Origin of the sequence: Gelidibacter salicanalis (genome assembly GCF_016469035.1) — a bacterium.
GTDB classification, from domain to species: Bacteria; Bacteroidota; Bacteroidia; order Flavobacteriales; family Flavobacteriaceae; genus Gelidibacter; species Gelidibacter salicanalis_A.
Genome location: NZ_JAEHJZ010000046.1, coordinates 41,530 through 64,970, shown reverse-complemented (window position 1 = coordinate 64,970; position 23,441 = coordinate 41,530). Strand labels below are relative to the sequence as shown.

Annotated in this window: 21 protein-coding genes; 10 read left to right on the top strand and 11 right to left on the bottom strand. The window is 38.0% G+C overall.

Annotated features, from left to right (window positions below):
• The first annotated feature begins 225 nt into the window (after positions 1 to 225).
• Entirely contained in the window at positions 226 to 2,022 is a 1,797-nt protein-coding gene (locus JEM65_RS17245; RefSeq protein WP_199602340.1) for a serine hydrolase, read from the top strand.
• Positions 2,023 to 2,092: 70 nt separating this feature from the next.
• On the opposite strand, the gene JEM65_RS17240 is transcribed toward JEM65_RS17245, so the two are convergent.
• The 3 genes from JEM65_RS17240 to JEM65_RS17230 all read right to left on the bottom strand — a co-directional run bounded on the left by JEM65_RS17240 (position 2,093) and on the right by JEM65_RS17230 (position 4,403).
• Positions 2,093 to 2,887, bottom strand: coding sequence for a tryptophan-rich sensory protein (locus JEM65_RS17240; RefSeq protein WP_199602338.1), 795 nt, complete (start codon positions 2,885 to 2,887; stop codon positions 2,093 to 2,095).
• 111 nt (positions 2,888 to 2,998) lie between these two features.
• The gene (locus JEM65_RS17235; RefSeq protein WP_199602337.1) at positions 2,999 to 3,679 is read right to left on the bottom strand and encodes a uracil-DNA glycosylase family protein; all 681 of its coding nucleotides are present in this window, start codon (positions 3,677 to 3,679) and stop codon (positions 2,999 to 3,001) included.
• A 1-nt stretch (position 3,680) separates the two neighbouring features.
• Complete coding sequence (locus tag JEM65_RS17230; RefSeq protein ID WP_199602336.1) at positions 3,681 to 4,403, bottom strand: hypothetical protein; 723 nt, start codon at positions 4,401 to 4,403, stop codon at positions 3,681 to 3,683.
• Positions 4,404 to 4,502: 99 nt separating this feature from the next.
• Between JEM65_RS17230 and JEM65_RS17225 the strand changes: the two genes are divergently transcribed.
• Positions 4,503 to 4,634 carry a 30S ribosomal protein THX gene (locus JEM65_RS17225; protein ID WP_133757515.1) on the top strand — a complete coding sequence of 44 codons (132 nt, stop codon included), beginning with the start codon at positions 4,503 to 4,505 and terminating at the stop codon, positions 4,632 to 4,634.
• A 90-nt stretch (positions 4,635 to 4,724) separates the two neighbouring features.
• On the opposite strand, the gene yaaA is transcribed toward JEM65_RS17225, so the two are convergent.
• The 3 genes from yaaA to JEM65_RS17210 all read right to left on the bottom strand — a co-directional run bounded on the left by yaaA (position 4,725) and on the right by JEM65_RS17210 (position 7,284).
• Positions 4,725 to 5,483, bottom strand: coding sequence for a peroxide stress protein YaaA (yaaA, locus tag JEM65_RS17220; RefSeq protein WP_199602334.1), 759 nt, complete (start codon positions 5,481 to 5,483; stop codon positions 4,725 to 4,727).
• Positions 5,484 to 5,668: 185 nt separating this feature from the next.
• Positions 5,669 to 6,721, bottom strand: a complete 1,053-nt coding sequence (locus tag JEM65_RS17215; protein WP_199602332.1) for an RluA family pseudouridine synthase — start codon at positions 6,719 to 6,721, stop codon at positions 5,669 to 5,671.
• Positions 6,721 to 7,284, bottom strand: coding sequence for a PASTA domain-containing protein (locus JEM65_RS17210; protein ID WP_199602330.1), 564 nt, complete (start codon positions 7,282 to 7,284; stop codon positions 6,721 to 6,723). The genes JEM65_RS17215 and JEM65_RS17210 overlap by 1 nt, the downstream gene beginning before the upstream one ends.
• Positions 7,285 to 7,497: 213 nt before the next feature.
• On the opposite strand from JEM65_RS17210, the gene JEM65_RS17205 reads away from it, so the two are divergent.
• Together JEM65_RS17205 and coaD are read left to right on the top strand one after the other, a co-directional pair.
• Positions 7,498 to 8,475 (top strand): D-alanine--D-alanine ligase, encoded by a 978-nt coding sequence (locus JEM65_RS17205; protein ID WP_199602323.1) that lies wholly within the window; start codon positions 7,498 to 7,500, stop codon positions 8,473 to 8,475.
• 104 nt (positions 8,476 to 8,579) lie between these two features.
• Positions 8,580 to 9,041 carry a pantetheine-phosphate adenylyltransferase gene (coaD, locus tag JEM65_RS17200; RefSeq protein WP_199602321.1) on the top strand — a complete coding sequence of 154 codons (462 nt, stop codon included), beginning with the start codon at positions 8,580 to 8,582 and terminating at the stop codon, positions 9,039 to 9,041.
• Between the two features lie 283 nt (positions 9,042 to 9,324).
• Here coaD and JEM65_RS17195 read toward each other — a convergent pair whose 3' ends face one another.
• Both JEM65_RS17195 and alaS read right to left on the bottom strand, forming a co-directional pair.
• The gene (locus JEM65_RS17195; RefSeq protein ID WP_199602319.1) at positions 9,325 to 10,275 is read right to left on the bottom strand and encodes a GSCFA domain-containing protein; all 951 of its coding nucleotides are present in this window, start codon (positions 10,273 to 10,275) and stop codon (positions 9,325 to 9,327) included.
• 480 nt (positions 10,276 to 10,755) lie between these two features.
• Positions 10,756 to 13,368, bottom strand: a complete 2,613-nt coding sequence (gene alaS, locus JEM65_RS17190; protein WP_199602317.1) for an alanine--tRNA ligase — start codon at positions 13,366 to 13,368, stop codon at positions 10,756 to 10,758.
• A gap of 218 nt (positions 13,369 to 13,586) precedes the next feature.
• On the opposite strand from alaS, the gene JEM65_RS17185 reads away from it, so the two are divergent.
• The 5 genes from JEM65_RS17185 (at position 13,587) to JEM65_RS17165 (ending at position 16,973) form a co-directional block, all read left to right on the top strand.
• Positions 13,587 to 14,558: a M23 family metallopeptidase gene (locus tag JEM65_RS17185; protein ID WP_199602315.1), complete on the top strand. Its 972-nt coding sequence runs from the start codon at positions 13,587 to 13,589 to the stop codon at positions 14,556 to 14,558.
• A 1-nt stretch (position 14,559) separates the two neighbouring features.
• A complete protein-coding gene (locus JEM65_RS17180; RefSeq protein ID WP_199602308.1) occupies positions 14,560 to 14,889 on the top strand; it encodes a MerR family transcriptional regulator in 330 nt (109 codons plus the stop codon).
• Positions 14,890 to 14,901: 12 nt separating this feature from the next.
• Positions 14,902 to 15,501: a LemA family protein gene (locus tag JEM65_RS17175; protein ID WP_199602306.1), complete on the top strand. Its 600-nt coding sequence runs from the start codon at positions 14,902 to 14,904 to the stop codon at positions 15,499 to 15,501.
• Positions 15,502 to 15,569: 68 nt separating this feature from the next.
• A complete protein-coding gene (locus JEM65_RS17170; RefSeq protein ID WP_199602304.1) occupies positions 15,570 to 16,007 on the top strand; it encodes a TPM domain-containing protein in 438 nt (145 codons plus the stop codon).
• A 171-nt stretch (positions 16,008 to 16,178) separates the two neighbouring features.
• On the top strand, positions 16,179 to 16,973 hold the full coding sequence (locus JEM65_RS17165) for a TPM domain-containing protein (RefSeq protein ID WP_439953515.1): 795 nt from the start codon (positions 16,179 to 16,181) through the stop codon (positions 16,971 to 16,973).
• Between the two features lie 607 nt (positions 16,974 to 17,580).
• On the opposite strand, the gene JEM65_RS17160 is transcribed toward JEM65_RS17165, so the two are convergent.
• On the bottom strand, positions 17,581 to 20,358 hold the full coding sequence (locus JEM65_RS17160; protein WP_199602300.1) for an outer membrane beta-barrel protein: 2,778 nt from the start codon (positions 20,356 to 20,358) through the stop codon (positions 17,581 to 17,583).
• A 103-nt stretch (positions 20,359 to 20,461) separates the two neighbouring features.
• The gene (gene der, locus JEM65_RS17155) at positions 20,462 to 21,766 is read right to left on the bottom strand and encodes a ribosome biogenesis GTPase Der (protein ID WP_199602299.1); all 1,305 of its coding nucleotides are present in this window, start codon (positions 21,764 to 21,766) and stop codon (positions 20,462 to 20,464) included.
• Between the two features lie 77 nt (positions 21,767 to 21,843).
• Here der and JEM65_RS17150 point away from each other — a divergent pair, with 77 nt between their 5' ends.
• Positions 21,844 to 22,350, top strand: coding sequence for a GTP-binding protein (locus tag JEM65_RS17150; RefSeq protein ID WP_199602298.1), 507 nt, complete (start codon positions 21,844 to 21,846; stop codon positions 22,348 to 22,350).
• A gap of 186 nt (positions 22,351 to 22,536) precedes the next feature.
• Here the strand turns inward: JEM65_RS17150 and era are convergent, their stop codons facing one another.
• Entirely contained in the window at positions 22,537 to 23,418 is an 882-nt protein-coding gene (gene era, locus JEM65_RS17145; RefSeq protein WP_199602297.1) for a GTPase Era, read from the bottom strand.
• Positions 23,419 to 23,441 lie beyond the last annotated feature (23 nt).

Below are 23,441 nucleotides of genomic sequence, written 5' to 3'. Positions count from 1 at the left end.
AAAATTGAGTTTCACTAATTTAAAAAGATTTCGAAACCATTTAATGTACCGTCTTAACCTCAGATTTACAACATTAATGTTACAACCCCTACCTCCCTGTTTTGATCTTTCTCCCAGCGCTTTAAACTAAAAAAATAAAGACCAATAACGAACTATCCCAACGAAAACCGTAACTTTTGCAGACATAAAACTACTCATAAAGCAATCAACCAAAACCAACATCTAATGAAAAACTTCATCTGTCTTCTCTTTTGCCTTGCTATTTTCAACGCAACCTATGCCCAAACGGATAAACGGCTCAAGGATCTTGACAAAGAGCTCAACGCTGTTTTAGAGGCTACAAAAGCTTCTGGATTTTCAGTTGCTGTAGTTGATGGCAACAAAGTTATATACGCCAAAGGGTTTGGCTATAGCGATTATGAGAATAAGGTACCTGCAGATGCCAATACATTGTACGCCATTGGTTCTTCTACAAAAGCATTTACTTCAGCCATTTTAGGACAATTGAGAGGAGAAGACAAATTATCTTTTGATGACAGTCCGTTAAAATACATTCCTGAACTAAAGTTTTACAATGATAATTTAAACAATCACGTTATTATTAAGGATTTGATGCGCCATAGTACAGGTTTACCAAGACATGACTTGAGTTGGTATTTATTTCCATCAGCTGATAAGGACAGCTTGATTCAGCGTATTGCCTACCAAGAACCCTTTACAGGCCTCAGACAGGAATGGCATTACAATAATTTTATGTTCCTGACCCAAGGCGTCCTTGCTGAAAAGATTACAGGTCAATCGTGGGAAGACAACATTAAGAGTCGGTTTTTTGAACCACTGGGGATGTCGCGCTCACAAACCTTATTGAGTGAGTTGCTAAAAACTGACAATACCGCCTTTGGGTACGAGCTTAAAAAAGACAAAATTAGTAAAATGGATTACTATGATATTTCAGGCATGAGTCCGGCAGGTAGTATTTACAGCAGCGCCAATGATATGGCCAAATGGCTAACAATGTGGATCAACAAAGGAAAATATAACGACAAAGAAATTCTACCAGAAACATATATTACCGAGGCCATGAGCTCCCAGATGGTAATGTCAGGGGCTTTGCCTGATGAAGACCACCCGGATATGCATATGTCAAATTACGGTTATGGATGGATGATGACATCTTATAGAGGCCATTATCGTGTGGAACATGGTGGGAATATTAATGGTTTTTCAGCAAGTGTTGCGTTTTACCCAAGTGACAACTTAGGCATTGTAGTTTTGGCAAATCAAAATGCATCATCCGTCCCGAGCATCGTCAGAAACACCATTGCCGATAAAATTTTTGGTGACAAAAAGACCGATTGGATCAAACGTGTCGTTGAAGCGAAAGCAAAAGCAAAAAAAATGGAAGAAGAGCTGAATTTGGAAGAGAGTCCTTCAACCCAAGTTAAAAACACAAAACCTTCTCACGTAAAACAAGACTACACTGGCACTTATGAAAATGAAGGTTATGGTCAATTGAATGTCACACTTGAAAACGACTCTTTATTTGCCAACTTTAAACGGGTAAAAATGTTTTTGAAACATTACCATTATGATGTGTTTAAACCTTGGGAAGTGGCCACAACGGGCATTGACACTACAGAGGCGAACCCCATGCTTTTTAATTTTGCAACTGGCGACGGTGGTGAAATTATAAAAATGACCATGAAAGCTGAAGCGGCTTTAGAACCAATTGCCTTTAAGCGCACACCAAATACAATAGATGTGAGCGCTACTGATTTGGAAAAGTATGTTGGCAACTATAGTTTGATGGGTGCCACGATAAAAATCTATATTAAAAATGAATCGGTGTTGTATCTCTTTGTTGCAGGGCAACCTGAATACGAATTAATGCCCACTGAAGCACACAAATTCTCATTTAAAGCTGTGGAGGGTTTTAAAATTGAATTTTTAGAGACTGATGATCGCATTACAGACATGAACTTAATCCAACCGAACGGCACATTTAAAGCCAAGAAAGAATAAATCTGACAGCAGGCATTCATCTGCTCACAATTGAAGTTGTTAAAACCTACTAAAGTGATGTCAAGGCCCGTTACTGAAAATATTGTTTCAACTTTACCAAAGGGCTGGTTTCCTTATTTTTATAACCGTGCATCAAGCTGCTTATCAACAAAATAAGTGCTGCAAATCCTGCCACATATGTAATAATTATGGTTTCTTCATAATTGGCGTATGCTATAGCTACAAGAGCCCATGCGCCTACCAATGCAAACTCTCGCATATTACGCGTCCAGGTAATCACCAGATTGATTATTAAAGCAACGATGATCATCAAAATGGTCCAAGCCACAGCTGACATTCCAAATCCTCCCCATCCAATTTTAACCAAATATGCTGCTACGTTTACGATACTTGCTACCGCAACCCAACCGCTATAAAACACAAACGGCCACCATAAAAAAGCGATGACTGCAATTGGAGCATCCCAAAGTTCCATGGCATTGTTCATCACAATTTTTATAAGAGAGAACAACAATAGAAATATAAAAACGCAAGACCACCCAGTAAATCCGTAAATCCATAAGAATACCCATGCCGCATTTGCTAGGCAAGACACCACAAACCACCATCCAATTTTCACTACAAAATCATCATTTCTAACTTTAACAAACAAACTTCTGCCTTGGTATACTATAAAAGCGAGCAACAACAAATAAATAAACCCCCAAATAGCAAAGGCATACCCTGCAGGAGTAAATAACGAATTGAAATCATTAGACACCTCCCCTATGGTGGTGTCATTTATCAATCCTGTGTTTGAAAGATAATTGATGATAATTGTGGACACAAGTGCAATCCCATTACTTATTTGAAGAATTTTTTTCATAGGACTGTTCCCTGTATGAGAAATTAGAGGTTAGTTAAAAGTGGTTGATTGCTAGTGTTAAATTTACAAAATGCGCTGAAGTAAATTAACACTTTTAAAGGCGCTGTTGACTCAAATAAACTCACTGTACTGCAGCACTCTAAAATCGAAGGTGTTGAAATTAGGGTTTTTAGCCTTAAGATGTTGATACAAAGGCATTCTGCTAATGGAAATATTGGCAGCACCTGAACCTGAGGTTAGGGACACAGTTTTGATGGTTCTACTCGTTAATTTTTCTGCGGATGTTGTATTAGAAAGTTCAAACTCATGAATGCGAGGCACCTCGTTAGAAACCACTTTTAATTTTAATCCGTAAGTTTTTAAATGTTTTCTAAAAAAATATTCCGGACCGTTTTTACTATTGCCACCGGTAAAGAGTAAGGTATCAATCTTGGGATAGTTTTGCAGATATCCGACAACATCCCGTAATTCAATGTTGGTCATGCCCAGATCTGACGCATCAATTTTTTTACGTTCCGCAGTTTCTACAATATCACAAATGCCAATTTTATTAGCGATTAAAAATTCTTTGCGTTGTATTACAGCTTCTTCTGAATTATCAAATCTTAAATTGAGCTGGTGAATTTTATCAATAAATAACCACAGCGAGTTAAAATAACTGCCATAACAAAAATCGACATCCTTTTCCAACAACGCTCCTACTGAAAATCGAGGTGGTGGCAAGGTACCCACAATAAGTTTTGTAGTATCTTCTTTAATAAACGGCGGATATGGATGCTGATGAACGAACATTTTAGACCTTGGCTCTTAGTTTTTCAACCTCAAGGATGGTAGTTTTATAAATCCGTAAATTCATCTTGGTCATGTTTTGCATTTCCTCGTGAAGTTCATCCAATAGTGCTTTTGCATCGTTGGACTTGTCAATACTCAGTAAAAATTTAGCAAAGGCCAAACGCTCATTGTAATTGGAGTAAGGTCTGTCCATTGTTTCCAACTGCGCCTCCGCCTCTATGGTCCTGCCTTTTTCTGCCAATGCCATTCCATAGTAAAATGGCACATCAGATTTATTAAATTCCTTATGATCCTTTAAAATTTCACCCAAGGCAATAACCTGATCAAAATTTTTAGTGTTATAATAGGCTTTTGCCATTTGGGTTTTAACATAAAAACCATTCTGCGTTTTATCTTCTAGCGCTATCTTATAATGTTCAATGGCTTTGGTTTCTGCATGTGAGGCCAAATAGGCATCGGCAAGATTGACTCTATTCTCATAGGTGTCCGTGAATTCGAGTTTCCGTTCAAGATCTCTTAATTTCTTAGAGGGATCAATAATGGTGGTTAGGTTATCCTGAATTTTCTCAGAATCGCGCTTTGTAAACACTTGGGTCACCAAATATACAATGCAGCCTACAAGCGGCAAAAAGATGATTGCAAAAATCCAATAAAAGGAATTTTTGTGTTTGAAAAGATGGTAAATACAAAAGGCTTGAAAAGCAATAATAAAATAATAGTACATCTGTTAAATTATGATTAAAGTCTAAATATATTGGTTAGAAGTTATAAAAAGTAAGTATCTTAAAGTTTACTTTATTTAACAACATTAAATTTAAAAAACATGGGAAAAGGTGATAAAAAATCGAGACGAGGAAAGATTCAACGTGGTAGCTACGGTGTGAGACGCCCTCGCATTAAAAAAAGACCAACCACACTTGAAAAGATTAGCATAGATAAAAAATCTAAACCATAATTGGATTCAATTAGAATTCCTTTCTCAAGAGTCTTTGCACTAAACATTATCTTAATTGTCGATAAAATTTAGGAATGCGCCCATATTGTTTTATCTGGTAAATACCAATTTGTTGTCTTCGGAAAGCTTTTCATGAAATCTGTAATTTTCTAAATCAAAGCCTTTTAAATCCTCAATACTGTCTACATTATTGTCAATGATATAACGCGTCATGAGTCCACGCGCTACTTTCGCGTAAATGCCAATCGTTTTATAGTCGCCATTTTTCAATTCCTTAAAATCAACATCTACTACAGGCACTTTTAGGGCTTTTGTATCTACCGCCTTAAAATATTCAACACTGGCCAAATTAAGAAATACTTCATCCACCTCTAATTCACTGTTCAACGCTTCAGTGATGTCTTTCTTCCAAAACTCATATAGGTTTTTATGCTTTCCGACGCCCATTTGAGTACCCATTTCCAAACGGTAAGGTTGTATTAAATCCAACGGTTTTAAAATGCCATACAATCCTGAAAGAATTCTAACTGTATCCTGAACCTTATCTATTTTGTTTTTAGGAATGGTGGAAGCGTCCAATCCTCTATACACATCGCCATTAAAGGCATATATAGCAGGTCTGGCATTGTTTTTTGTGAAGGGTACTTCCCATTCCTGATTGCGTTCATAATTAAGCTGGCTCAAATCTTTAGAAATGCCCATAAGTTCTGATAATGCTTTAACAGATTTCCTTTTGAGCAACTTATTTAAACGTTCTGATTGTTTTAAAAATTCAGGTTGTGTATGTTTTTCTGTGGGTAATTTTGTTTCAAAATCCAATGATTTTGCTGGAGATAGTACAAGTTTCATAGTAACGCCCACAACAGCGGGTTTCGTATTAAGAGGTTATCATTTATTTGACTGACAAAGTTACAACTACTTAAGAGAACGTTCAAGAGAGAACCCTTAATATTAAGCTAAAAGTCCTGCCCTGAATTCCTTATCTTACTATTAAAGTTAGCTTCCTTTTTTTGAAAAATGACAGACATTGCCATTTACTCTAGCTCCATATCCTTATGTTTTGCGTAATGCTGCCACTTCTCAATACAGTTTTGAATGTCCTGAGGCACTTCAGAATCAAAACTCATAAACTTGCCCGTAGTAGGGTGTTCAAAACCAAGTGTTTTAGCGTGCAAGGCTTGTCGGGGAAGAATTTTAAAACAATTATCTACAAATTGTTTGTACTTCGTAAAGGTGGTTCCCTTTAAAATGCGTTCGCCACCGTAGCGGGCATCATTAAAAAGTGTATGCCCAATATGTTTCATATGCACGCGAATTTGATGCGTACGGCCAGTCTCCAATTTACAGGACACCAAGGTTACATAGCCTAGGCGTTCCAGCACTTTATAATGGGTAATGGCAGGCTTGCCTTTATCGGCCTCATCATCAAGATACACCGTGTTTTGCAAGCGGTTTTTAGGGTGTCTGCCAATATTACCTTCAATAGTACCTTCGTCAACTTCTACATTACCCCAAACAATCGCAATATATTCGCGTTGGCTGGTTTTATTGAAAAATTGTTTAGAAAGGTGCACCATGGCAGCCTCCGTTTTTGCAATGACTAAAAGTCCGCTAGTATCCTTATCAATACGATGCACCAAGCCCGGTCTGTTACTCGAGTTGTTTGGTAGATTTTCAAAATGATAGGTCAAGGCATTAATTAAAGTGCCTGAATAATTCCCGTGACCAGGATGGACCACCATGCCCGCTTCTTTATTGACCACAAGCAAATCATCATCCTCATACACAATATTGAGTGGAATGTCTTCGGGCGTCAGCAAAAATTCATAAGGCGGATGCTCAAAAAGCACACGGATCTTATCAAAAGGCTTGACCTTATAATTTGATTTTACGGGAAGGTCATTGACATAAATACTACCGTTTTTGGCAGCCGCCTGAATTTTATTACGCGTTGCGTTTTCAATAAAATTCATTAAATATTTGTCAATACGCAGTGGTGTTTGACCTTTAACGGCTGTAAAAGCGTAATGCTCATACAGCTCATCATCATTCTGCTCGTCTAAATTGGGGTTGGTATCTTCTATCATTATTCGTCTAGACCTCTATTACCATTTCCTAAAACCAAATCAATTTTGGAGGTCATCGGGAGTAAATCGCCCGCTTTGACCGATTTGCCTTCAAATGAAATGGATTGTACCTCATCTTTACCAATATCATCAATATAAGATATTTTACCCACTTCAAAACCAATGGCTTCTAAAGTAGGTTTGGCTTGGCGGAAGGTACGCCCAACCACCACAGGTAATTCTACTTTACGGTAACCTGACGGATTGAGTATTAAATATATTTTTCTGCTTTCTTTAACCTGACTTCCCGCTGTTGGATACTGTTCAATAACAGAGAATTTTGGGTAACTCGGGTTGTAATTGGCTGAATCTTGAATTTCCATGGTCAAATCATGGTCGTTAATTTCCATTTTGGCAGTTTCTATGGTCTTTCCTGCTAAATCAGGAACCGTGACAAAGCTCCCGTGATTGGTGCGATAGTCCAGCCATTTCAACATTAAAAAACTCAATACCACAACTGCTACGACCGCCAGTACTATTTGTATCCAAAAAACTTTACTCGTTAAAAATTTTATAAGACTCATGAACGTTAGTTATAAGTGGCAAATATATAAAAACACAACCGTTTTTTCTTTTGCTTTTAATGTGATATTTTTGTTTGTGAAGATACAGCTTCAATTCATGACTATCAAACGGTATAGTTTGACTATTATTTTATTGTGAATTACAAGCTACTGTCCTCATTAAAATGAATATAAACGTTATTAATGCGATTCCTGCATCTGTAGGAAATTGAGATGAAAAAAAACATTGCCATCATCATGGGCGGGTATTCGAGTGAGTTCGAAATCTCCCTCAATAGCGGACAAGTGGTTTACGAAACGCTTGATCCTTCTAAATACAATGCACATCGCATTCACATTTTCAAAGATAAATGGGTGTATGTAAACCTTGATAATGACGAACATCCTATTGATAAAAACGATTTTTCTGTGACCATTGATGGCGAAAAGATCAAATTTGACTGCGTTTTCAATGCTATTCACGGTACGCCTGGAGAGGATGGATTTATGCAAGCCTATTTAGATTTGGTAAACATCCCCCAAACCAGCTGCAATATGTACCAAGCGGCGCTGACATTTAATAAACGCGATTGTTTGAGCACTTTAAAACCGTATGGTATTCAGACGGCGGAATCTTTTTATGTCAATCTAGGCGATGCTATTGATGCAGATGCCATCATTGCCAAAGTAGGGTTGCCTTGTTTTGTAAAAGCCAACAAAGCGGGAAGCAGTTTCGGAATCAGTAAAGTTTATAAAAAAGAAGAGTTCAAAAAAGCTCTAGAAATCGCGTTTAAAGAGGATGACGAAGTGATTATTGAGTCGTTTTTAGATGGTATTGAAGTATCTGTAGGTGTCATTACGTATAAAGGCGAAGTGACCGTGCTCCCTATTACCGAAATTGTAAGTAATAATGACTTTTTTGATTATCAGGCCAAATATTTAGGCCAATCTCAAGAAATCACGCCAGCGCGATTGACAACCGAACAAGAAGAAAAAGTTCGTGACATTGCCAAACGGGTCTACGAGGTTTTAAAAATGAAGGGCTTTAGCCGCAGTGAATTTATTTTTAAGGATGGTGAACCACATTTGTTGGAGGTCAATACCGTGCCTGGTATGACCAAAGCAAGTATTTTACCACAGCAAGCTGCCGTAGCTGGGATTAGTTTGGCAGAGTTGTTTGGAAATGCAATTGAAGAGTGCTTTAGAGTGTAACCCTTTCGATTGCTGTCAAAAATAATTTCTGGAAAAGAATTGTATATTTGAATTACTAACTAACATAAGATTCCCTCTTACGATGGAATGACAAAAGCTTATCAATGAAACGCGCACTTTTTCCTGGGTCTTTTGACCCCCTTACCCTAGGCCATGCTGATATTATTAGTCGCGGGCTAAAATTGTTTGATGAAGTGGTGGTTGCCATTGGCCTTAATGCTGATAAAAACTATATGTTCTCTTTAGAAGAGCGCCAGAAATTTATTAAAGAAGCCTTTAAAGATCACCCTAAAGTTAAAGTTGTGACCTATAAAGGCTTGACCATCGATTTTTGCAAAGAAATTGATGCGCAATTTATTTTAAGAGGTTTGCGCAACCCAGCCGATTTTGAATTTGAAAAGGCTATTGCGCATACCAACAGAAAACTGTCCCGCATTGAAACGGTCTTTTTACTAACTGCGGCCAGCACCTCTTATATTTCGTCTTCAATCGTTAGGGATGTCATAAGAAATGATGGCGATTATACCGTCTTGGTACCCGCTAGTGTAAGGGTTCATCAAGAATAAAAAACAACTATCCGCAGCTTCACTTTATCCCATAAAAAAGCATCAGACATAAACAAAACGTTTCAATTTTGCAGATTACTGATGCTTTTTCAAAGTTGATCAATAGCATATCTAATATAATTATAAATATGTATTTGTCAGTATTTTATCGTTAAAAAACTATAATCAAGGGCTAAGCGTCTTTTCTAACAAATGCAATTCATTTTTATTCGGACTTTACAAAATACTATAAATTAGAGCGTTGAGAGACTTCCTTCAATTAACCAAAACTGTTTTGTCAAGTTTAAAAACGAATATGTTGAATTCTAGATTTGACATTTTCTTTTCTGAGCTCAAGCTGTTTAAGAAAATTAAGATGTCCCTCTGAATCTGGGTTAAATGGTCGATGCAAAAGTCCTTTTTGAATAGTGTCAACTTCAGACATAATCTCTAAAGCTTCGTCAGAGATCCAAACCTTCTGAAATTTCTCCCAAATATAATTGATGGCTGTAGCATTTGGATGCAGCATGTCTTCTGCATAAAAGCGGTAGTCTCTGAGTTCGTCCATCATAATTTCATAGGACGGGAAATAACAATTGTTATGTGCTTCCGAAACGACTTCATGAACTGATGAGATTAAATGGGCCTTACTTCGTGTGTTTTCAACATAACCATCTTTAAGATGCCGAATAGGAGATACTGTGAAGATGACAATAGCAGCCGGATTTAAAGTTCTAATTGCTTCAAGGATCACCTGAAGCGTCTCAACGATCTCCTTTACTGATAACAATTCTTTTTGGAAATTAACTTGCGGTACTTTGTGACAATTTGCTACCGTTATGTCAGTAGACTTTTGCTTATAAACCCAAGCAGTTCCTAAAGTAATAACTACATGGCTCGCTTCATTTAACAGCAGCTTTGTAGTTTCGAGTTGTGTGTTTAACTGATTGAGCACTTCTGATTTAGAACTGTTGCTCAATTGAGAGTGGGCATCATAACAATGCCATTGTTCATTGTGAAAAAAAACCTCGTCTTCCACATACTTTTTATCCTGAAAAGCTCTCAAAACAAGGGTTTCGATCGCTTGAGGGTGAAACAATACGCCAAATGGATTTTGAGTGGCTTGAAATTTAAAGTACTTTAGCTTTTGTCCCATATTTTCCACAAAACACGATCCCAATAACAACAGTTTAGACTGATAGTTGATAAGCTTATCAGTCCTTTTGTGGAGTGGGATTTGGGTTTGTAGTTTCATTTTTTTTCTTGCAAAGGTGCGGAGATGTTAAGTTCTCCGCATAAAAATTAGTTACTGTTTTCCTGTCATTTTTAGGGGACGAGATGTGATGTGATGTGATGTGATGTGATGTGATTCCTCGTGCCTCGGAATGACAACCAGACGTCGTGCCTCGGAATGACAATTATTGGCGCTTCGTTTTTAAGGTTGTTTGCTATTCTTATGATTCCGTTCCTTCTTTTAATGAACTTAGTATTATGGGATTCCTCGTACCTCGGAATGACAATTATGTGTCGTGCCTCGGAATGACAATTATTGGTGCTTCGTTTTTAAGGGTTGTTTGCTATTCTTATGATTCCGTTCCTTCTTTTAAAGAACTTAGTATTATGGGATTCCTCGTGCCTCGGAATGACAATTATGTGTCGTGCCTCGGAATGACAACCAGACGTCGTGCCTCGGAATGACAAAAAACACGCTGTCATTTGTGAGGGCCAAAACCAATTATTTCAAATACTCTTGAGCTGCGGCTAATGCCTGATCAATGCCTTGAGGATTCTTACCACCGGCAGTCGCAAAGAAGGGCTGTCCGCCGCCGCCGCCTTGGATATATTTACCCAATTCGCGCACAATGGTACCTGCATCTAAGCCTTTACTCGCTACCAGTTCTTTAGAAATATAACAGGATAAAAGTGCTTTGCCATCATTTTCAGCGGCAAACAATAAGAATAAGTTCTCATACTGTTGACCCAATTCAAAGGATAGATCTTTAATTCCGGAGGCATCCAAATCTACTTTTTTAGCTAAAAATTGGACACCGTTAATCTCAGACAATTCATGTTTAAGATCAGCTTTCATGTTTTTCGCCTTGTCTTTCAATAAGCCTTCCAGTTGCTTCTTTAAATCAGCATTCTCTGATTGCAAACTTTGAATGGCTTTTACCGGTTCTTGAGCATTGTTCAACAATCCTTTTATTTCAAAGAAGGCACGATCATGGTCTTGGTAATACGTTTTAACGGCATCATTGGTAATGGCTTCAATACGCCGAATACCTGAAGCCACTGCGCCTTCTGATATAATTTTAAAATACCAGATATCTGCTGTGTTTTTCACATGCGTCCCGCCACACAATTCAAACGACTGCCCATAACGGACCGTTCTTACGGTATCGCCATATTTTTCACCAAAAAGGGCAATGGCACCTTCATCGATGGCCTTTTGCATAGGAATATTGCGCTGTTCATGGAGTTGCAGCTTGCCATCAATCCGTGCGTTGACAAAATCTTCAACATCACGCAATTCTTCTGCGGTCATTTTTGAAAAATGTGAAAAGTCAAAACGCAAATATTTAGAGTGTACGGCACTCCCTTTTTGCTCTACATGCGCTCCTAATATTTCACGCAACGCTTGGTGCAATAAATGTGTTGCGGTATGATTTGCTTCCGTCCGTCTCCGTTGCTTGTCATCTACTGACGCCTTAAATGCAGCGTTCAGATCTTTGGGTAAATTCTTGGTAAAGTGAATCGTGACGTTGTTCTCCTTTTTGGTATCCAAAATATATACCACATCGCCATGGCTGTCTTCCAAATAGCCCTTATCGCCTACCTGTCCGCCACCCTCAGCATAAAAAGGGGTCAAATTAAACACCAATTGGTACATCTCCCCATCCTTTTTAGAAACCACTTTTCTGTAGCGGGTAATTTTTACATTGGCTTCAAGTACATCATAGCCTATAAATTCTTGGTGATCATCCTCCTTTAAAACGATCCAATCTTCGGTAGACATTTCACCAGCGGCACGCGAACGGTCTTTCTGTTTTTTCATTTCAGACTTAAAACCGGTCTCATCCAATTCCAATCCTTTTTCGCGCAGTATTAATGCGGTTAAATCGATCGGGAATCCGAAAGTATCATAAAGTTCAAAGGCTTTTTCTCCAGAGATGACTTTAGAAGTGGATTCTTCAACAACCCTGTTTAATAAGACTAAACCTTGATCTAAAGTTCTTAAAAACGATTGCTCTTCTTCCTTAATCACATTTTCAATCAATTGTTTCTGTGATTTCAATTCTGGGAAAGCATCGCCCATTTTCTTGCTCAATATATCTACCAATCTATAGATAAATGGTTCCTTTTGATCTAAAAAGGTAAAACTATAACGAATGGCTCTTCGTAGAATTCGACGAATCACATAACCGGCGCCTGTATTACTGGGCAGCTGCCCATCTGCAATAGAGAAGGCCACGGCACGTACGTGATCAGAAATCACACGAATAGCGACGTCTATCTCTTCGTCTTTTCCGTACGTTTTATTGGCAATGGTTTCAATTTCACGAATAATTGGCGTAAAGACATCGGTATCATAATTAGACTGAACGCCCTGTAATACCATACACAACCGCTCAAACCCCATACCTGTATCGATATGTTTTTGTGGCAAGTTTTCTAAGGATCCATTTGCTTTTCTGTTGTATTGCATGAATACGAGGTTCCATATTTCCACTACTTGCGGGTGGTCCATATTCACCAAGATCTTACCATCTACTTTTGCTTTTTCTTCTGCTGATCTGATATCAACGTGAATTTCACTACATGGCCCACACGGCCCTTGATCGCCCATTTCCCAAAAGTTATCCTTTTTATTACCCATCAAAATACGATCTTCAGAAATAAAGGATTTCCATAAATCGTAAGCCTCCTGGTCCATTGGTAAATTATCATCCTTATCGCCTTCAAACACCGTAACATAGAGGATATCTTTATCAATACCATATTCTTCGGTCAGCAATTCCCAAGCCCAAGCTATGGCTTCTTTTTTAAAGTAATCTCCAAAACTCCAATTGCCCAACATCTCGAACAAGGTATGGTGATAGGTATCATACCCTACTTCCTCCAAATCATTATGTTTTCCTGAAACTCGTAAGCATTTTTGGCTATCGGCAATTCTGGTGTTTTTTGGTTGTGCATTGCCCAAAAAATACTCCTTAAAAGGTGCCATTCCAGAATTGACAAACATTAAGGTGGGATCATCCTTTAACACCATAGGAGCTGAAGGCACAATATCATGCTGTTTATTCTTAAAAAAAGTTAAATATTTTGATCGTATGTCTTGAGATTTCATGATGGTATTGATGTCTTATTAGTATTCAAAATGGCCTGAATGCACATTTTATCACAAATTTATTTTAAAGTTTGCATATCGCAGGTCTACATTAATCGATTTTGGTTTAGTTTTACTAAATTTACAATTGAAATATTTTGTAGGCTTGTCCGTTTGGTTAATGTTTAATGACGTTTTTAGTGTCATTTTAACTGTGCAAAAATAGTATAAATTAGGAAATGAGTAAGGTAAAATATTATTACGATTCTGACACCCTCTCTTATAAGAAAATAGAGCGCAAAAAAAGGAATACCTTTAAGTATGGCGCTATTTTTATTTTGGGTTCAGCGCTTTTTGCATTTCTTTTTGTGTTTTTAGCTAGCCAATTTGTAAAATCGCCTAAAGAGCGTGCTTTAGCTAGAGAACTTCAGCATATGGAATTACAGTATCGGCTTTTGAATAAGAAGATGGACGAAGCGCAATCAGTTCTGTCCAATGTTGAAGAACGTGACAACGCCATATACCGACTTTATTTTGAAGCGAATCCTATTCCGGAAGAACAGCGTAAAGCAGGTTTTGGTGGGATTAATCGCTATAAAAGTTTAGAGGGATTTGACAATTCAAAAATCATCATCGAAACCAATAAACGTATGGACATCTTGCAAAAGCAGATTGTTGTACAGTCTAAATCTTTAGATGAAATAGCCGTGTTAGCGTCTGATAAGGAAAAATTTTTAGCTTCAATACCTGCAATCCAACCTGTAAATAATGAAGATTTAACCAGAATGGCCTCGGGCTATGGGTATCGAACAGATCCTTTTACGAAGGTTAGAAAATTCCATTACGGTATGGATTTTACAGCGCCTCGAGGCAGTCCTATTTACGCAGCAGGAGACGGGGTAGTTACCAGAGCAGATAATACGGCAACAGGTTATGGCAACCATATCCGTATAGATCATGGTTACGGTTACGAATCATTATACGCCCATCTTTACAAGTACAATGTACGCGCCAATCAAAAAGTGAAACGTGGCGATTTGATAGGTTTTGTGGGAAGCACTGGACGGTCTGAAGCACCGCATTTGCATTATGAAGTATGGAAGGACAATGACCGTATCAACCCTATTAATTTCTATTATGGCAATTTATCAGCTGAAGAATATAGCAATTTATTGGAACACGCTGCCTTAGAAAATCAATCCCTGGATTAATATGCACATCGACCTCCCCGAAAAAAGATATTATGGCATTGGCGAAGTGGCTAAGGCATTTAAAGTCAACACCTCTTTAATCCGGTTTTGGGAGAAGGAATTTGACATCCTCAAACCTAAAAAGAACGCTAAGGGCAACCGTAAATTTACACCAGAAGACATTCAGAACCTCAAGTTCATTTTTCATCTGGTCAAAGAACGCGGTTTTACGTTAGAAGGTGCAAAAACCCACTTAAAGGAAGAAAAACAACAAGCACTTAATACTTTTGAAATTATCAGTAAATTAGAACATATAAAATCTCAACTTTTAAAAATTAAAAATCAACTTTAAAACCAACTCACTATGAAAAAATGGCTTATTCCTGTAATAATTATCGGCTTAATTGCTATAGCACTTTACACTTGGGGAAAAAACTTTAACAATACAGCAGTAGAACTTAGAGAAACAGCTACAAGAAGCTGGGGTAACGTAGAGAGCAGCTACCAACGCCGTAATGATCTTATTGGCAATCTTGTGAAAACAGTACAAGGTGCCGCTGATTTTGAGCGTGGAACATTGACAGACGTAATTGAAGCGAGAGCAAAAGCAACGTCTACTACTATTGATGCCAGCAATCTTAATGAAGCAAATATGGCGCAATTTCAAGAAGCGCAAAATGGTTTGAGTGGTGCACTTTCCAGATTATTAGTTTCTGTGGAGCGTTATCCTGAATTAAAAGCCAACCAAAACTTCTTGGAATTACAATCGCAGTTGGAAGGTACCGAGAACAGAATCAATGTGGCAAGAGATCGTTTTAACGAATCCGTAGAGCCGTATAACAAACACATCAAAACGTTTCCAAACACTGTATTGGCAGGACTCTTTAATTTTGAAGACATGAGCTACTACAAAGCAGATGCAGGTGCTGAAAAAGCACCAGATGTGGATTTCGATTTCAAATAAATCTAGTCATATTCTTGTGTTACAAGTATAAACCTGAGAAAATCACTCAATAAAAAGAACCAAAAAGCATGTCTAAAACAGAAGATTTTCTTACACCTGAAGAGGAGCAACAAGTTGTTGCCGCCATCCGGACCGCCGAAAAGAATACCTCAGGAGAAATTCGTGTGCACCTTGAAAAAACCTCTAAAATAGACACCTATGAACGCGCATTAGAGGTCTTTCATATGCTAAAAATGGACAATACAAAACTTCAAAATGGTGTTTTGATTTATGTGGCCGTGGAAGACAAAACGTTCGTTATTTTTGGTGATGAAGGTATTAATAATGTAGTGGAAGATGATTTTTGGGAAAGCACCAAAAATATCATGCAAGGCCATTTTAAGAGAGGGCATTTTAAGCAAGGTCTGGTGGATGGTATTTTAAAGGCCGGAAAACAATTAGAAGAGCATTTTCCATGGCAAAGCGACGATAGAAATGAAATTCCGGACGATATTTCTATAGGTTAAAAACCTCAATATTTTGAGGTCTATAAGATATCATAGCTTATTTTAAGTTCTTTAAGATGGAACATAACAGCAATTAAAAAGAAGGATCCAAGTATGCAAACAGCAATCGGCAGTCAACATTTATTCCGTATTAAGAACAGCGTTTTTCAACGCTTTCTTTTTAGCGCACTGATGATTATATGTGGTATACATTCTGGGTTTTCTCAGTTTACAATTCCTGAGAAACCTTCTGGCATTACAGAACAAACCAGTGTGTATCAATTTACACCCTTATTGTCTGAAAGTCAAAAAAATAGTTTAGAACAAAAACTAATCAAATACTCTGATACGACCTCAACACAAATTGTGGTGGCTATAATTAGTTCTACCAATGGCGAAAACATCAATTATCTTGGTGCGCAATGGGGACAAAAATGGGGTATTGGACAGGCAAAAGAAGATAATGGCATATTAATATTGTTAGCCAAAGACGATCGAAAGATTGCCATTAACACAGGCTACGGTGTAGAGCATTTATTAACGGACGCCATGTCTAAGCGCATTATTGAACAAGACATCATTCCATACTTTAAACAAAACGACTATAACGGCGGACTCAACCGAGGTGCTGATGCTATTTTTGAAGTCATGACTGGCGAATACCAAGGTACCCGACAAGTCAATAACACTACAGAAGGGCTTCCTATCGGGTTTATGTTTATGCTTTTTGTGGTGTTTATAATCATCATGATTTCCATCTCTAAAAATAAGCGAGGTGGCGGCGGCAACGGACCAGGTAATAATCGTAGAAACGATTTTAGTATTTGGGATGCCATTATTTTAAGCAGCCTAGGTCGCGGTGGCCTTGGTGGCGGTTCTTCCGGCGGTGGCTTTGGCGGAGGCGGTGGCTTTGGAGGCGGAGGCGGATTCGGCGGTGGCTTCGGTGGTGGTGGCTTTGGAGGCGGAGGCGCTTCTGGAGGATGGTAGGTTTTCAGTTTTCAGTTGTCAGTATTCAGTATTCAGTTAGTACGATTTACGTTTAAAACGGATCAAGTCAAAAAGTTGTGGGATTTCTACGCCCTGTCATCCCCTTGCAATTTGTCATTCCGACGTTAGGAGGAATCACATAACAGTAATCCTAGGTAAGACTGCTGTTATGTGATGTCTCATTACATTCGACATGACAAATTGCGCCCCTGTCATTCCTGTTGCCCTTTTTCATTCAGTCTCTACTTTGTCATTCCGACGTCAGGAGGAATCCCATGTTTCAGACTAAAAAAAGCATCGATTCTTATTGGGAACGAAGAAAACTTTCAGGTACATATAGCTTGCTCTACTCTGTGAAACTCTGTGCTCCTCTGTGCAACTCTGTGTAATGACCTCTTTAGTGGGCAGTATTCAGTATTCGGTATTCAGTATTCATTATTCAGTTAGTACGATTTAAGTTTAAAACTTTAAGGTACAAAGAGCTTGCTCTACTCTGTGGAACTCTGTGCTTCTCTGTGCAACTCTGTGTAATAACCTCTTTAGTCTGCAGTAGGCAGTCTTCAGTAATCAGTTATTCTGCTAGATCCAAACAAACGTTACGGTTTATTTACATCATAAAATGCATATCTCCACCCCTACTTTCACCTTTAGGCCCTAAACTATTGAATTTCCAACTAAAACTCCACATAAAATACTGTTCTAAGACGGTACTTTGTGAATCTTGGATATAGTTTTCAGTTGTTGTACGTTGTGCATTGGTATTCTGATTTAAGAGATCGTACACCTTTAACGTCACCGTTCCATTATCCTTGAGTATGGAATACGCTAAGGTCGCATTCCAAAACCAGGCACTTTTTTGAAAGCCTTGGGCAACATTGGGGTTGTACATAAAACTAATATCATTTCGCCATTCCAATTTATCTGGAAAGAAGGTTGCCGTACGAATTCCTAAGTTGTGACTGATGAAATTACGATCTTCAAAATCATCCAAATCATAATGAGTTTTCGTAAAGGACAATCGGTAGTTTGGCATGATTTCAAAAAGCTTATTCCATGTGTAAGTGATCCCTAAATTTGGATTTAACCGATTACTTGTTGTGGCATATTCTATACCGTTATTGAAGTTTACCTGTTTGTTTACATTACCTGAAAGGCCTAGTCGTATTTTGACGGTTTGCAGTGAATCTACTTTAAAATCCTTACTATAACTAGACCCTATGTACATCCAATAGTTGCCGTCAACATTGGTATAGTTTGTATTTCTTACAAAATTCTCATCCACGGTAGTTTTAGATACCACCTTGTCTTCTATAAGGTTAGCATTTGCATAGATGTAAAATCCTGTTCTCTTTTGAAAATCATAATTATTATAACCAAAATTTAAACTGTGACGTTGAGAAGGCTTCAAATCTGGATTTCCTGTAATTGTATTTAAAGGATCAGAGACATCTTTAAAGGGTTGCAACTGGGAAATTGAAGGCGCATCATTGTCAAAATCATAATTGAAATTTAGAGATGACTTTGGACTAAAACGGTAATTCATATTTGCATCTAGATCCAAAAAATTAAAGGTTTGCTTTAAGCTCAATTCAGGTCGTAATCTATCTGAATTTTCAATTGTTCTATTAGTATAACCTGAGCCCACTCTAAAAGACATTTTCTCATCGTTGTAAACAAGCCTAATATTCGGACTGTGGCGTAGATTTTTATTGGTAAAATCAGTACTCAACTCTGTGTTGAAATCATCATATGCCTGCGCCTCCAGGTCAAAATCATATGTACTTCTGACATTTTTACGATTGGATGATCCAAAGCCATATTTAAAGTCGAGAAACCATTTCTTCGCTTCCAACGGCAATCGGTAGGTAATACCAGTATTAAAATTGTTTGATCTTGTATCACCGTCTGTAAACTGTTTTCTGCTAATATCTTCTGAAGCATCACCATAGATATTGGTTTCTGAATTTAGGAAATCATCTGATCCCGTATCATTAACATCCATATTAGCATTCAATCTTAAGAATGAACCCTTACTGCCAAACCGTTTGGTGATATCGACATCATTACCAAAATTTCTCCCAATAGATTCCACAAAAGATGCAGTTTCTGACTGATTGGTCAACACCTCATTTTCATCCCTGGATGCCTCTTGCCTGTCAAACGTTGTGCTCGAATTTGACAATCGAAAGGAAGGTCTCACATTGACCATGAATGTAGAATCAACTTTAATATTAAATGTCATGTTTGCACTATGACTATCCGTGGTATTATCAGAATTGGACTCTGAATTTGTAAAATATCTAGAAGTTGGTAAAATATTCTCGCGTTGTGTTCTTGTGGCATCTTTAGAGCGGCTACCAGAGTGAAAATAATCCCCGGAAAAATCGTTGCCCTTTCCTAATTCGTCAGCGTAGTTAGCACCTGCAGTATTTGATGTAGTAATACCTTGACCACCTCCAAAGGAACGCCCGTCAATGGTAAAGGAGCCGCCGCCACTCATCGACATGTTTCTGGCGCCACCAAACATTTTACGGATTTCGCCAAAACTAAATCCTGAAGAATTGATGTTGTTTCCACCGGCAAGAATACTAATGCGTTGTTCATTATCAAATATATTCACCATTCCGGCATACTCATAACGTTCATCTGTGCCAGCTCCTGCCGAGACCCGGCCAAACACACCCTTATTATTCTCTTCCTTAATAGTTAGATTTATGGTCTTGCTCTCACTATCTCCCTTTTCACCACTAAAGGCTTCTGCTTTAGATTTCGTATCGGTGATCTGCACTTTTTCAATCAATTCTTTGGTCAGATTCCTGGTAGTAATGGTGGGATCATTTCCGAAAAACGGTTTGCCGTTCACAAATATTTGACTCACAGCTTTCCCATTTACCTTAATGCTACCGTCTTCTTCAACCTCTACTCCTGGAAGCTCCTTTAGCAAATCTTCAACATTTGCATCTTTTTTAGTTTTAAAAGATGCCACATTAAATTCTAAAGTATCCTTTTTTACAGTGATGGGTGCCCGCGACCTGATGATCACCTCTTCTAATAAATTAGCGGTTTTCAGTCGGACGGTTTTGAGAGTGATAGGGTCTTTTCCTATTTTTATAATTTGCAAATGCGACTCGAAACCGATGTAGGAAATGGTAAGATTTAGAGAGTCTTCATATGTAGTATTGTCCAAGACAAATTCGCCATTTTTATCTGAAATGGTATAGGTTATCAGCGTAGAATCCTTGAGCGTTTCCAAATAAATGGTTGCGGATTCTAATGGCGATTGATCTTCTTCACTAATTAATTTTCCAGAAATTTTAAATGGGGTACTTTGAGAATAGGCCAAGCATGTGCATAAGCACGCAAGGATGCAGAGTAATTTATTCATGATTTTGATTGATGACAATTAAATAGCTGTCAAATAAACAAATATATACGAGAAAACCTACATATTTCTTTGATAAAAACTCTCATCCAATCAATTGGACCCCTTACTTTTTACGCATATAAATGCTAATAGGCACCCCATGAAAGTCAAATTCTTCACGTAATTTGTTTTCTAAAAAGCGTTTGTATGGCTCTCTGACATATTGGGGCAAATTACAGAAAAATGCAAATTGAGGTTGCGGCGTTGGCAACTGCATGATATATTTAATCTTAACAAATTTGCCTTTTAGAGCTGGTGGAGGATAATTCTCAATAATAGGCAACATGATCTCGTTAAGCTTGCTCGTTTTTATTTTCTTGGTACGGTTATTATATACTTCCACGGCGGTTTCAATGGCCTTAAAAATACGTTGTTTATTGAGCACTGAAATGAAGACAATAGGAACATCTGTAAATGGTTCCATTTCCTTACGGATTTGCTTTTCATAATCTCTAGCGGAATTGGTCTCTTTATCAACCAAATCCCACTTGTTGACCAAAACCACAATACCTTTTCTATTGCGTTCAGCCAACCAAAAAATATTTTGTACTTGTCCGTCAAACCCACGTGTGGCATCATGAATTAATAAACATACATCACAATGTTCAATGGCTCTAACACTACGCATTACCGAATAGAATTCTAAATCTTCCTTTACTTTTGATTTACGACGGATTCCCGCAGTATCGACCAAATTAAATTCAAATCCGAATTGGTTATATTTCGTATCTATAGCATCTCTTGTTGTCCCTGCAATATCAGTCACAATATACCGGTCTTTACCAATAAGAGCATTTATAAACGACGATTTTCCAGCATTAGGTCTCCCCACCACAGCAAATCTCGGTAAATCACTTTCTTCTTCTTCAACATGTTCTGGCAATGCATTGACTACAGCATCTAACAAATCTCCAGTACCACTACCATTAATACTTGCAATGGTAAAATATTCGCCTAAACCTAATGCATAAAATTCCACGGCATCTTGCGCACGCTTGTTATTATCTACTTTGTTTACGGCCAAAAACACAGGTTTATTGACTTTTCTGAGGAGTTCAGCAACATCTTCATCCATTCCGGTAACACCGGTTTCTACATCCACCAAAAACACAATCACATCAGCTTCATCAATAGCAAGTTCAACTTGTTTATCAATTTCGGCCTCAAAGACATCATCACTCCCAATGACATAGCCTCCCGTATCAATAACAGAAAATTCTCGACCGTTCCATTCTGATTTCCCGTAGTGTCTATCTCTGGTCACACCGCTTACGGCATCAACAATGGCTTCTCTACGCTGAATTAAACGATTAAATAAGGTTGATTTCCCTACATTTGGGCGACCAACGATGGCTACTATATTACTCATGTCTATTAAATTGTTTGCAAAGGTAGTGTTTCCTTTCTAAAAAAAAAGAGTATTTTTCAGCGCATTAAATGATAACCATGCCAATTACGAACGAAATTGTTTTAAGACCACGGTTTAAAAAAGAATTAAATCACGATCATGCTACCGTTTTAAAAGTCTTTGAAGAGACTAAGACTACAAATAAAACCTTTAAGATTGTTAGGGTTGACGATCATATCTTTATCCGCTTGCCTACTCATAAACAGCATTTTTGGTCGCCTCAATTACATTTAGAAATTAATGAGGTGGATCAAAACACCTCCATGCTTCATGGTTTATTTGGGCCTAATCCTACCGTTTGGACCATGTTTATGTTCCTGCATTTTTTAGTAGCAGGACTGTTCATTGCTTTTGGTATCTGGACGTATACCAATTGGACGTTGAGTAATCCGTATGGCATACAGTTGGGGATGATGCTTTTAATGGTTGTTATCTGGGTGGTGCTCTATGTTGCAGGTCGTTTTGGAAGAGCAAAAGGGAAAGCAGAAATGCATGAACTTTATGATTTTATGAATACGACGTTAAGCAACAATGGGTTGGTCTAATGGGGTTTGAGGTGTGGGGTTTGAGGACTGTATAGGTTATTACACAGAGATCCACAGAGGCTCACGGAGTTACACAGAGAGTTTTATGTAAATGACTCGTCCGAAAATTACAATTGTACATATAGCGATACTAGCTACTGAATACTGCCAACTGAATACTGCCTACTAAAAACTGCCAACTAAACCCTATTTCTGGTTATACCCAAAGCGCTTCAATTGCCTCTGGTCGCTTCTCCAGTTTTTATTCACTTTTACATAGAGTTCCAGATGGACTTGTTTACCAAAAAACAGCTCCAGATCTTTTCTAGCTTCGACACCTACTCTTTTAAGGGCAGCGCCCTTATGTCCAATGATAATCCCTTTTTGTGTTTCACGCTCTACCATAATTACAGCGCGCATTCTGATGATGGTTTCTTCTTCAAAAAACTCTTCGGTATCGATTTCAACGGCATACGGAATCTCTTTTTTGTAGTGTATTAAGATTTTTTCCCGGATGGTTTCGTTTACAAAAAACCGTTCTGGTCTGTCTGTGAGTTGATCTTTCGGATAGAATGCAGGCGATTCTGGTAACAATTCAATTATTCTGTTGAAGATTTCCCTAACGTTAAAACCTTCTAAAGCAGAGACTGGGTAAATCTCAGCATTGGGTACTTTTTCAGTCCATAACTGCACTTGGGCTTCTAATTCTTGCTGATCAGATTTATCAATCTTGTTCAGTAACAATAACACCGGAATTTTTGAATTGGTAATTTTCCTAAAGAACGCTTCATCTTTCAGTTCCTGTTCTCCAATTTCTACCATGTAAAGCAGCACATCAGCGTCATCAAAAGCAGACTTTACAAAATCCATCATCGATTCCTGAAGTTCATAAGCGGGTTTGATAATTCCGGGAGTGTCAGATAGAATCATCTGAAAATCTTCACCATTGACAATACCAAGAATACGGTGCCTTGTAGTTTGTGCTTTTGAGGTGATAATCGATAATTTCTCGCCCACAAAGGCATTCATCAATGTCGATTTACCAACATTAGGATTTCCTATGATATTTACAAAACCAGCTTTATGCATATTCTAATAATTTCTACAAAGAT

Excerpts from the sequence above, each read along its gene's own strand:
- JEM65_RS17245 (WP_199602340.1), top strand. The coding sequence starts at position 226 with ATGAAAAACTTCATCTGTCTTCTCTTTTGCCTTGCTATTTTCAACGCA.
- JEM65_RS17240 (WP_199602338.1), bottom strand. The coding sequence starts at position 2,887 with ATGAAAAAAATTCTTCAAATAAGTAATGGGATTGCACTTGTGTCCACA.
- JEM65_RS17235 (WP_199602337.1), bottom strand. The coding sequence starts at position 3,679 with ATGTTCGTTCATCAGCATCCATATCCGCCGTTTATTAAAGAAGATACT.
- JEM65_RS17230 (WP_199602336.1), bottom strand. The coding sequence starts at position 4,403 with ATGTACTATTATTTTATTATTGCTTTTCAAGCCTTTTGTATTTACCAT.
- JEM65_RS17225 (WP_133757515.1), top strand. The coding sequence starts at position 4,503 with ATGGGAAAAGGTGATAAAAAATCGAGACGAGGAAAGATTCAACGTGGT.
- yaaA (WP_199602334.1), bottom strand. The coding sequence starts at position 5,483 with ATGAAACTTGTACTATCTCCAGCAAAATCATTGGATTTTGAAACAAAA.
- JEM65_RS17215 (WP_199602332.1), bottom strand. The coding sequence starts at position 6,721 with ATGATAGAAGATACCAACCCCAATTTAGACGAGCAGAATGATGATGAG.
- JEM65_RS17210 (WP_199602330.1), bottom strand. The coding sequence starts at position 7,284 with ATGAGTCTTATAAAATTTTTAACGAGTAAAGTTTTTTGGATACAAATA.
- JEM65_RS17205 (WP_199602323.1), top strand. The coding sequence starts at position 7,498 with ATGAAAAAAAACATTGCCATCATCATGGGCGGGTATTCGAGTGAGTTC.
- coaD (WP_199602321.1), top strand. The coding sequence starts at position 8,580 with ATGAAACGCGCACTTTTTCCTGGGTCTTTTGACCCCCTTACCCTAGGC.
- JEM65_RS17195 (WP_199602319.1), bottom strand. The coding sequence starts at position 10,275 with ATGAAACTACAAACCCAAATCCCACTCCACAAAAGGACTGATAAGCTT.
- alaS (WP_199602317.1), bottom strand. The coding sequence starts at position 13,368 with ATGAAATCTCAAGACATACGATCAAAATATTTAACTTTTTTTAAGAAT.
- JEM65_RS17185 (WP_199602315.1), top strand. The coding sequence starts at position 13,587 with ATGAGTAAGGTAAAATATTATTACGATTCTGACACCCTCTCTTATAAG.
- JEM65_RS17180 (WP_199602308.1), top strand. The coding sequence starts at position 14,560 with ATGCACATCGACCTCCCCGAAAAAAGATATTATGGCATTGGCGAAGTG.
- JEM65_RS17175 (WP_199602306.1), top strand. The coding sequence starts at position 14,902 with ATGAAAAAATGGCTTATTCCTGTAATAATTATCGGCTTAATTGCTATA.
- JEM65_RS17170 (WP_199602304.1), top strand. The coding sequence starts at position 15,570 with ATGTCTAAAACAGAAGATTTTCTTACACCTGAAGAGGAGCAACAAGTT.
- JEM65_RS17165 (WP_439953515.1), top strand. The coding sequence starts at position 16,179 with ATGATTATATGTGGTATACATTCTGGGTTTTCTCAGTTTACAATTCCT.
- JEM65_RS17160 (WP_199602300.1), bottom strand. The coding sequence starts at position 20,358 with ATGAATAAATTACTCTGCATCCTTGCGTGCTTATGCACATGCTTGGCC.
- der (WP_199602299.1), bottom strand. The coding sequence starts at position 21,766 with ATGAGTAATATAGTAGCCATCGTTGGTCGCCCAAATGTAGGGAAATCA.
- JEM65_RS17150 (WP_199602298.1), top strand. The coding sequence starts at position 21,844 with ATGCCAATTACGAACGAAATTGTTTTAAGACCACGGTTTAAAAAAGAA.
- era (WP_199602297.1), bottom strand. The coding sequence starts at position 23,418 with ATGCATAAAGCTGGTTTTGTAAATATCATAGGAAATCCTAATGTTGGT.